Genomic DNA, 9,235 nt, shown 5'->3' on the forward strand with positions numbered 1-9,235 from the left:
CGACTGCGACAGGCGGGTCATGCCCTCCAGTGCGCCCTGGATCTCGGGCGGGGTGTTCTCGAGGGTCTGCGACAGCGCGTCGAGCGAGTCGTTGATGCGATCGGTGTCGAGTTCGGAGACGGTCGTCGTGAGGTCGCCGAGAGCGTCGGTCAGTGAGTACGGCGAATTGGTGCGCTCGATACCGATGATCGAGTTCGGGCGCATCACACCGTCGCCACCGGGGCGCAGCGCCAGCGACTTCCGGCCGAGCACGGTGTTGGTCTTGATGTCGGCGCCGGTGGTGTCGCCGAGTCCGATACCGTCCCGGATGCGGAAGCTCACCAGCACGGCCTGACCGTCGAGGCGCACGTCGGTGACGTCGCCGACGTTCACCCCGGCGAGCATGACGTCGTCACCGGGCACCAGACCGCCGGCGTCCTGGAAGCGCGCCGAGTAACTCAGGCCACCGGAGAGGAAGTGCAGCTGGTCGTACTGCAGACCGGCCAGCACGATCGCGGCGGACACTGCCAGACCGATGATCCCGGTCCGGATGTAGTTGGGGTCACGGGGTGCACTCATTCGACCTTCGCACACCTTCCCGTGTCGTGGTTCGCCGAGGTGTACCGGATGGTGGTGCCGTCCGGACCGGAGAACTTGAAAGTATTGGCGCAGAGGAAGAATTGGAAGAAGTTACCGTATGCACCCACGCGGATGAGTTTCTTGTAGTCGGACGGCAGTCGTTCGAGTGTGCGGTTGATGTCGTCCTTGCCGAGATCGAGTTGGGTCATGGTGCGGTTCGTCTCGGCGATGACGGACTGCAGATCGGGCCGATTGTTCTGCAGCAACGCGGCCAGATCGGCGGTGCCGGAGGCGATCTGCGGGATCGAGGCGCCGATCGGGTCGCGGTCGGCGGCCAATCCGCCGACCAGCGTGCTCAGTTGCTCGATCGTGTTCTCGAACTCACGGTCGTGGTCGTCGATCGTGCCGAGGACGGCGTTGAGGTTGTCGATGACGTCGCCGATCAGCTGGTCGCGGTCGGCGAGGGAGTTGGTGAACGAGTTGGTGTTGCCCAGTAACGACACCAGTGTGTCGCCCTGCCCCTGGAAGACCTGCAGCAGTGCACCGGAGAGATCGTTGACCTGCTGCGCGTCGAGTCCTTGCAGCAGCGGCTTGAATCCGCCGAGGAGCAGATCGAGGTCGAGGGCCGGTTCGGTCTGTTCGATCGGGATGTGCCCACCGGCAGGCAGGACGTCGACGCTGCCGGCGCCTTCGAGCAGTTCGAGATACCGGTCACCGACGAGGTTCTCGTACCGTACGGTCGCGCGGGTGCTGGTGAACAGCGTGTGCTTCGCATCCACGTCGAACTCGATCTCGGCGGTGTTGTCGCGGCCGATGTCGACCTTCTTCACCGAGCCGACCTGCACGCCGGCGATGCGGACCTTGTCGCCGGTGCCGAGTCCGGACACATCGGTGAACGTCGCCCGGTAGTTGTCGGTACCCGTGAACCGGGCCTGGCTGAACACGACGGCCAGCCCGGCGAAGATCAACGCCATCGTGACCGCGAAGATCAGGAATTTGACGGTGGTCGCTCTCATGGTCACCGCCCACCCGCGAGCTGATCGCCGAACAGGTACTGGAAGATCGTCGGGTACCGGATCCAGGCCTCCGTGGCGGGCTTGTACGGCGTCTCGCCGGTGTTGGACACGACGAACGGCGCGTTACCGTCGCGTCGCGGATCGAAGTTCGGCAGGCCCCGGCAGCTCGGTCCGCCGGTGGCGCCGACCACCGGCAGATCCTGGGCGTCGTTGTACGGCGTCGCGCCACCCATGAAGCTGGTGCTCAGCATCAGCGCGGCGTACTCCCCGGTGCCGGCCATCGGCTCGAACGCCACCCGGGCGTCGTTGAGACCGATGATGAAGCAGGTCAATTGCGGCGAGTACTCCCCGAGCAGACCCGTGGTGCGGCTCAGGCTGTCGAGTGCGGTGGTCAACTGTGCTTCGTTCTCCCCCAGGACGTCCCGTCCGGTGTTCGCGAGACCGGTGAGGTTCATCAGCAGCAGATCGAGTTGCTGTTGTTCGTCGACGACGGTGTTGCCGACATCGGTGGCATTGCCGATCGTGGTCATGAGGTCGGGCGCCGTATCGGCGTAGACATCGGTGACCTGTGCGGCCGAGACGAGGTCGGCCTGCAGCTGCGGGAGCGACGGATTCATCTCGGCGAGATACGCATCGGCCTCGACCAGAGCCGCACCGAGGGCATCGCCGCGTCCGTTGAGTGCTTCCGACAGCGCACCGAGGGTGGCGTTGAGCTTCTCGGGCTGGATCTGGGCGAGCACGTCGGACAGGTGCTCGAAGACGGTGTTGAACTCGACGGTGACGTTGTCGGCCGCGATCACGGCGCCTTCCTGCATCGGCACGGACGACGGATCGTCGGGGACGACGATGTCGACGAACTTGGCGCCGAAGACCGTGGTGGATTCGATCGCCACCCGCGCGTTCGACGGGATGAGCTGCATCTGTCCGGGCTGCATGTCGAGCTGCAGGACCGCGCCGGCGGGTGTGTGCTCGATCGAGGCCACCCGCCCCACCTCGACGCCGCGCATCTTCACCTTGGCGTCGGGTTCCATCACCAGACCGGACCGCGGTGAGGTGACGGTGAGCGGGACCGTCGAGGTGAAACCGCCCGTGAACATCGTCAGTGCCACCGCGACGATCGCGGCGAGTCCGCCCAGGAGACCGAAGGCGGCGAGCTTCTTCTTCCACGAAGGAGTTTCCATGTCGCGCGCCCTATCCCGACAGGTTGAAGTTGCCGGTCGCGCCGTAGACGGCGAGCGAGATGAGCAGGGTGACGGTGACAACCGCGACGAGCGAGGCCCGCACCGCGTTGCCCACCGCGACGCCGACACCGACGGGGCCGCCGCCCGCGGTGAAGCCGTAGTAGGTGTGGATGAGCATCACGGCGATCGCCATCACGATGGCCTGGACGAACGACCACAGGATGTCGGTGGGTATCAGGAAGGTCGTGAAGTAGTGGTCGTACACGCCCGCCGACTGGCCGTAGAGCACCACCGTCGCGAAACGGCTCGCGACGAACGAGGCGATCACGGCGAGCGAGTACAGCGGAACGATCGCGATCATCCCGGCGAGCACGCGTGTGGACACCAGATACGGGATGGACGGGATCGCCATGGTCTCGAGCGCGTCGATCTCCTCCGAGACACGCATGGCGCCGAGCTGGGCGGTGGAGCCGGCACCGATGGTGGCCGCCAGCCCGATCCCGGCGATCGTCGGGGCGGCGATGCGCACGTTGATGAAGGCCGCGAAGAAGCCGGTGAGCGCTTCGACGCCGATGTTGCCGAGGGAGCTGAACCCCTGTACGGCGATGATGCCGCCGGTGAACAGCGTGAGGAAGCCGACGATCACGACGGTGCCGCCGATGACGGCGAGTGCGCCGGTGCCCATGCTGATCTCGGCGACGAGCCGCACCGTCTCCTTGGGGTAGTGCATCAACGCCCGGGGCACGGTCGCGAGAGCACGCGCGAAGAACAGCGCCTGCTCCCCCACCCGGTCCACTGTGGACGACACTCGTGTCGCGCGCCGAACCGCACGGGGAAAGCGCCGAGAGATCACTGCCATGAATTCTCCGCTCCCCTCATCCCGCGGTCAGCTTGATGCCGACGGCCGTGACGAGGAGGTTGACCACGAACAGTGCCATGAACGCGAACACGACCGTCTGGTTGACGGCGTCGCCGACACTCTTCGCTCCACCTTTGACATTGAGGCCGAGGTAGGACGCGACCAGGCCCGCGATCATGCCGAACAAGCCCGCCTTCACCTGGGAGATCATCAGTTCTCCGAAACCGGTGAGCAGGGTGATGCCGTTGATGAACGCGCCGGGATTGACGTCCTGGAGGAAGACCGAGAAGGCGAATCCGCCGAGGATGCCGATCGTGCACACGAGACCGTTGAGCAGCAGCGCGACGACGGTGGACGCGAGCACCCGGGGGACGACGAGACGCTGGATCGGATCGATGCCGAGCACTCGCATCGCGTCGATCTCCTCGCGGATGGTGCGGGCCGCGAGATCGGCGCAGATCGCGGTGGCGCCGGCACCGGCGACGATGAGCACGGTGACCATGGGCCCCACCTGCGTCACCGCGCCGAGGGCCGCACCCGCGCCGCTGAGGTCGGCGGCACCGATCTCCCGGAGCAGGATGTTGAGGGTGAAGCTCACCAGGACCGTGAACGGCACCGCCACCAGAACGGTGGGTACCAGCGAGACGCGGGCGACGAACCATGCCTGATCGACGAATTCGCGTCGCTGGAAGGGACGGCGGAAGGCCGCCCGGGCGGTCTCGCCGGTCATGGCGAACAGTCCGCCCACCGCCCGTAAGGGAACCTCGAGGAGGTCTACCATCGTGCGCCCCCTTCGATCCTCACGTCGTCGGCGCGCGGCCGATCGATGGCATGTGCTGTGACCCGGGTCATATTAACTAGAACGTGTTCACCTGTCAAAGATCCGTCCTGGGACATCTCGATCCATTTCCGTCCGAACGGACATGCACGCACCGACGGGCGCGCATCGACACGCTCGCAAGTGGCTTTACGCTGGAATTTCGGTGGGATTTCCGACGTGGAGCTCGGGCTCGATCACACCGGCACGAGACGCCGTCGGCATCGGCCCGAGGCGTCGGAGCACGAAGAGAATTAGAACACGTATCAGGCCTGGCAGCGGGAACCCACGAGAGCCGGAGAAACGACCCGAGTGGGCGTGAGGCTACCGGAATTCCACGGTGCCCGTCACGCTTGCAGAATCCCGGCCCGGGACGAAGACGTGGCGTCCCCGCCGTTCCCGGACGGGCGACGGCGGGGCAGCCGGGAGACTAGAGATCGAGGGCCGACGACGCCGAGAACGTCCGGCCCGGATCGCGGTCGGCGAAGTATCCGCCGAGCTCGATGGCGAGCGCCTCGGGGGTCCACTGCCCGTCGGCATCGAAGCGTTGCTCGACCACCGGTGCCGCCATCAGCGCCACCATCGGGCCGTAGACGATGAAGACCTGCCCGTTGACGCGCCCGGCCGCCGGGGAGGCGAGATAGGCGACCAGATTCGCGACGTGGTCGGGCGAGAGCGGATCGATGCCGTCGTCCGGCGCATCACCGAAGACCGACTCGGTCATCGACGTCCGCGCTCGCGGGCAGATCACGTTGGCGCGGACACCGTACCGCTCGAGACCACGGGCGGCCGAGAGGGTGAGCGCGGTGATGCCGGCTTTGGCGGCACCGTAGTTGGGTTGCCCGGGCGGCCCGAGCAGACCGGCCTCCGACGAGGTGTTGACCAGACGCCCGTAGACGGGGCCACCCTCCTGCTTCGACCGGTCGCGCCAATAGGCCGCGGCATTGCGGGACAACAGGAAGTGACCACGCAGGTGCACGGCCACCACGGAATCCCATTCGTCTTCGGACATGTTGGGCAGCATCCGATCCCGCGTGATGCCCGCGTTGTTGACGACGATGTCGAGGCCGCCGAGCTTGCCCTGGGCGGCAGCGAGCATCGCGTCGGCGGTCTCACGCTCGGCCACACTGCCCGGCACGAATTCCGCGTCGACCCCGAGATCGCGGATGCGCGTGAGGGTGTCCTCCACCGCGTCGTTCTCCGCCAGATCGTTGACGACCACCGATGCTCCGGCACGTGCCAGCGCAAGCGCCTCGGCACGGCCGAGACCCGCTCCGGCTCCGGTGACGACGGCGACCCGCCCTTCGAGAGACACCCGACCGTCGTTCTCCACGCCACCGCCGGCGTCCGCACTCATCCACGTACTCCTCGAGATTCGGGCCGATTTCCGGCCGCACGCGGGTACTCTCCCGACCAGGACCTGGAGGTACCGAAAATGTAGAACTTGTTACTTCTCTCGGCGGTGACCGGTGCCGATCACCGCGCGTGGCTCAGGCCTCGGCGAGCGCCGCACGCGGGCACTGGGCGACGGCCTCGCGAACGGCGCCTTCACTCCCTTCGGGAATGGGCCGCGTGACGATCAATTCGTCGTCGTCGTTGAGATCGAACACGTCGGGAGCCAGCCCGACGCACACGCCGTTGGCTTCGCAGCGGTCGAAGTCGACCTTGACATCCATCCGAGGACCTCGCTTCACATTCGCGCCGACCGATTGCATCCAGACTAGAACGCGTTCCAATTTTGTGCAATGATTCGCGGGGATCCCACAAAGACGATTCACAGGGACCCGCAGCGACGGAACGGAGCGTTCGTGGACATCTCCTACACCCCGGGGCAACGAGCCCTCCGCGAGGAATTGCGGGCCTATTTAGCCCAGATCATGACACCCGAACGCCGCGACGCGCTCGCTGCCACGACCGGCGAGTACGGCGTCGGCAACGTGTACCGCGAGGTCGTGCAGCAGATGGGCAAGGACGGATGGCTCACCCTCGGCTGGCCCGAGGAGTACGGCGGCCAGAACCGTTCCGCGATGGACCAACTGATCTTCACCGACGAGGCGGCCATCGCCGGCGCGCCCGTCCCGTTCCTCACCATCGATTCCGTCGCGCCGACGATCATGCATTACGGCACGGACGAGCAGAAGGAGTTCTTCCTCCCCCGCATCTCCGCAGGCGAACTGCATTTCTCGATCGGCTATTCCGAGCCGGGCGCCGGCACCGACCTCGCTTCCCTGCGCACCACCGCGGTGCGCGACGGCGGTGAGTGGGTCATCAACGGTCAGAAGATGTGGACGAGCCTGATCGCCTACGCCGACTATGTGTGGCTCGCCGCCCGAACCGACCCGGATGTCCGGAAGCACAAGGGGATCAGCGTCTTCATCGTGCCGACCGACACTCCCGGATTCTCGTACACCCCTGTGCACACCATGGCCGGTCCGGACACCAGCGCCACCTACTACCAGGACGTACGCGTCCCGGCGTCCGCGCTCGTCGGCGAGGTCGACGGCGGTTGGGCCCTCATCACCAACCAGCTCAACCACGAACGGGTCGCGCTCACCTCCGCCGGTCCCGTGCGCACGGCCCTGACGGAGGTCCGCCGCTGGGCGCAGGAGACGCATCTGCCGGACGGGCGGCGGGTGATCGACCAGGAATGGGTGCAGGTGAATCTGGCACGCGTCCACGCGAAGGCCGAATACCTGCAGCTGATGAACTGGGACATCGCTTCGAGCGCCGGCACGACCCCCCTCGGTCCGGAGGCCGCCTCGGCGAACAAGGTCTTCGGAACCGAATTCGCCACCGAGGCCTACCGGTTGCTCATGGAGGTCCTCGGACCGGCGGCGACGGTACGGCAGAACTCGGCCGGCGCGCTGCTGCGCGGCCGGATCGAACGTATGCACCGCAGTTCCCTCATCCTCACCTTCGGCGGCGGCACCAACGAGGTCCAGCGCGACATCATCGCGATGACTGCCCTCGGCCAGCCGCCCGCCAAGCGTTAGACAAGGACGCGCACCGTGGACTTCACCCTCACCGAGGCCCAGAACGATCTCGCCGAACTGACCCGCAGCATCGTCGCCGACATCGTCACCAACGAGCACCTGCGCACCCTCGACGCTGCCGAGGACCGTCTCGACCGCATCCTGTGGGACACGCTCGCGTCGTCGGGTGTGCTCGGTGCCGCTCTTCCCGAGTCCGTGGGCGGCGACGGATACGGCCCGCTCGAGCAGGCGAGCATCCTGCGCGAACTCGGCCGCGGCGTCGCAGCCGTCCCGTATCTCACGTCGGTCGCCGCATGCGCGTCGGCGATTGCGGAGTTCGGCACCGCCGAGCAGCAGGCCGGATGGGGCCGCCCCGCCGCCACCGGCGAGCAGATCCTCTCCGCCGCACTCGCGGAGGATCTGAACCCGGATCCCACGGCACCGGCCACCCGGGCGCAGGCATCGGGAGACGGCCACGTGCTCGACGGGGTCAAGATCGTCGTCGATGCGGCACCGATCGCCGACGGTTTCCTCGTCCCGGCCACCACCGGCGACTCGGTGGCGGTCTTCCTCGTGCGTCGCGACGATCCGGGTGTCTCGGTCACCCGGCAGCAGACCACGGACTTCGGCAGCCGCGGCATCCTCACCCTCGAGCAGGTCGCTCTTGCCGCCGATCGCGTTCTCGGCACCGACGGCCTCGCCGTGGCGGCATGGTTGCGCGACCGCAGCCTGCTCGGCTCGGCCGCCTACCAGTGCGGTGTCCTCGAACAGGCACTCGAACTCACCGCGCAGTACGCACGCGAACGCGTCCAGTTCGACCGTCCCATCGGCAGTTTCCAGGCCGTCTCCCAACGACTCGCCGACGCCTACATCGACGTCAAGGCGGTGCGACTGACGTTGTGGCAGGCCGCTTTCCGCATGGCATCGGGAGAGCCTCACGACGACGCCCTGCGCACCGCGGCCTTCTGGGCCGCCGACGCGGGACACCGTGTGGCACACACGACCGTGCACGTGCACGGCGGCGTCGGACTCGACGAGGACCATCCGGTGCACCGCTACTTCCTGGCGGCCAAGCACCACGAGTTCCTGCTCGGCTCGGCCACCGACCAGTTGCGTGCGCTCGGGCGCGAACTCGCCGACATTCCGGTCTGATCACATGGCTGCTCCCACCGTCACCGAACTGCTCGAGCGACTGACCGACGTCGACGACCGAGGGTTGCGTTTCGAAGAAACCGAACTGTCGTGGCGCGAGCACGTCGCACTGTCCCGACAACGGGCCGCCCTGCTGCAGGGCATGCTCGGCGGTCCGGCGCCGAAGCACATCGGGATCCTCATGGACAACATCCCGGAGTTCTCGTTGCTGCTCGGTGCCGCGGCCCTCTCCGGTTCCGTGGTGGTGGGCCTGAACACGACCCGGCGGGGCGCGGCGCTCGCGCGCGACATCACGCTCGCCGAGTGCCGGGTCGTGTTCACCGAGGCCGCGCACGCATCCTTGCTCGACGGTATGGATCTCGGCGAGGTGCGGGTGATCGACGTCGACTCCCCCGGCTGGGCGACCATGCTCGCGCCGTTCGCCGACACCGTCGTGGAGACGGCCGCGCCCTCCCCCGACGACCTGTTCATGCTGATCTTCACATCCGGTACGAGCGGCGATCCGAAGGCCGTGCGGTGTACGCACCGGAAGTTCACGGAGCCGGCGACGATGCTCGCCACGCGATTCGGGCTCGGACCGGGCGACACCGTGTACGTGGCGATGCCGCTGTTCCACTCCAACGCGATGATCGCGGGTTGGTCGAGTCGGGCTCGGCCGCGCGGCGGGAGCGTCGCTCTGC

General features: G+C 67.1%; 10 protein-coding genes. 3 read left to right on the top strand and 7 right to left on the bottom strand.

What is annotated here, in order from left to right:
- The 7 genes from R1101_RS0110320 to R1101_RS0110350 form a co-directional block, all read right to left on the bottom strand.
- Window positions 1–558 (bottom strand): MlaD family protein (locus R1101_RS0110320; RefSeq protein WP_016933356.1); only part of this gene is annotated, 558 nt, incomplete at its 3' end.
- Window positions 555–1,574, bottom strand: a complete 1,020-nt coding sequence (locus tag R1101_RS0110325; protein WP_026003116.1) for an MCE family protein — start codon at window positions 1,572–1,574, stop codon at window positions 555–557. The genes R1101_RS0110320 and R1101_RS0110325, both read right to left, overlap by 4 nt.
- Window positions 1,575–1,576: 2 nt before the next feature.
- A complete protein-coding gene (locus R1101_RS0110330; RefSeq protein ID WP_016933358.1) occupies window positions 1,577–2,755 on the bottom strand; it encodes an MCE family protein in 1,179 nt (392 codons plus the stop codon).
- 10 nt (window positions 2,756–2,765) lie between these two features.
- Complete coding sequence (locus R1101_RS0110335; protein ID WP_026003117.1) at window positions 2,766–3,614, bottom strand: MlaE family ABC transporter permease; 849 nt, start codon at window positions 3,612–3,614, stop codon at window positions 2,766–2,768.
- A gap of 16 nt (window positions 3,615–3,630) precedes the next feature.
- The gene (locus R1101_RS0110340; protein WP_016933360.1) at window positions 3,631–4,395 is read right to left on the bottom strand and encodes an MlaE family ABC transporter permease; all 765 of its coding nucleotides are present in this window, start codon (window positions 4,393–4,395) and stop codon (window positions 3,631–3,633) included.
- Between the two features lie 466 nt (window positions 4,396–4,861).
- Window positions 4,862–5,788: a 3-oxoacyl-ACP reductase gene (locus tag R1101_RS0110345; RefSeq protein ID WP_016933361.1), complete on the bottom strand. Its 927-nt coding sequence runs from the start codon at window positions 5,786–5,788 to the stop codon at window positions 4,862–4,864.
- Between the two features lie 133 nt (window positions 5,789–5,921).
- Complete coding sequence (locus R1101_RS0110350) at window positions 5,922–6,107, bottom strand: ferredoxin (RefSeq protein ID WP_016933362.1); 186 nt, start codon at window positions 6,105–6,107, stop codon at window positions 5,922–5,924.
- A gap of 132 nt (window positions 6,108–6,239) precedes the next feature.
- Between R1101_RS0110350 and R1101_RS0110355 the strand changes: the two genes are divergently transcribed.
- The 3 genes from R1101_RS0110355 to R1101_RS0110365 all read left to right on the top strand — a co-directional run.
- Window positions 6,240–7,424 carry an acyl-CoA dehydrogenase family protein gene (locus tag R1101_RS0110355; protein WP_016933363.1) on the top strand — a complete coding sequence of 395 codons (1,185 nt, stop codon included), beginning with the start codon at window positions 6,240–6,242 and terminating at the stop codon, window positions 7,422–7,424.
- A gap of 15 nt (window positions 7,425–7,439) precedes the next feature.
- The gene (locus R1101_RS0110360; protein ID WP_016933364.1) at window positions 7,440–8,555 is read left to right on the top strand and encodes an acyl-CoA dehydrogenase family protein; all 1,116 of its coding nucleotides are present in this window, start codon (window positions 7,440–7,442) and stop codon (window positions 8,553–8,555) included.
- Between the two features lie 4 nt (window positions 8,556–8,559).
- Window positions 8,560–9,235, top strand: a 676-nt coding sequence (locus R1101_RS0110365) for an AMP-binding protein (RefSeq protein ID WP_016933365.1), incomplete at its 3' end; no start/stop codon positions are given.

This window comes from Rhodococcus sp. R1101 (assembly GCF_000278445.1).
Lineage (GTDB): Bacteria > Actinomycetota > Actinomycetes > Mycobacteriales > Mycobacteriaceae > Rhodococcus > Rhodococcus gordoniae.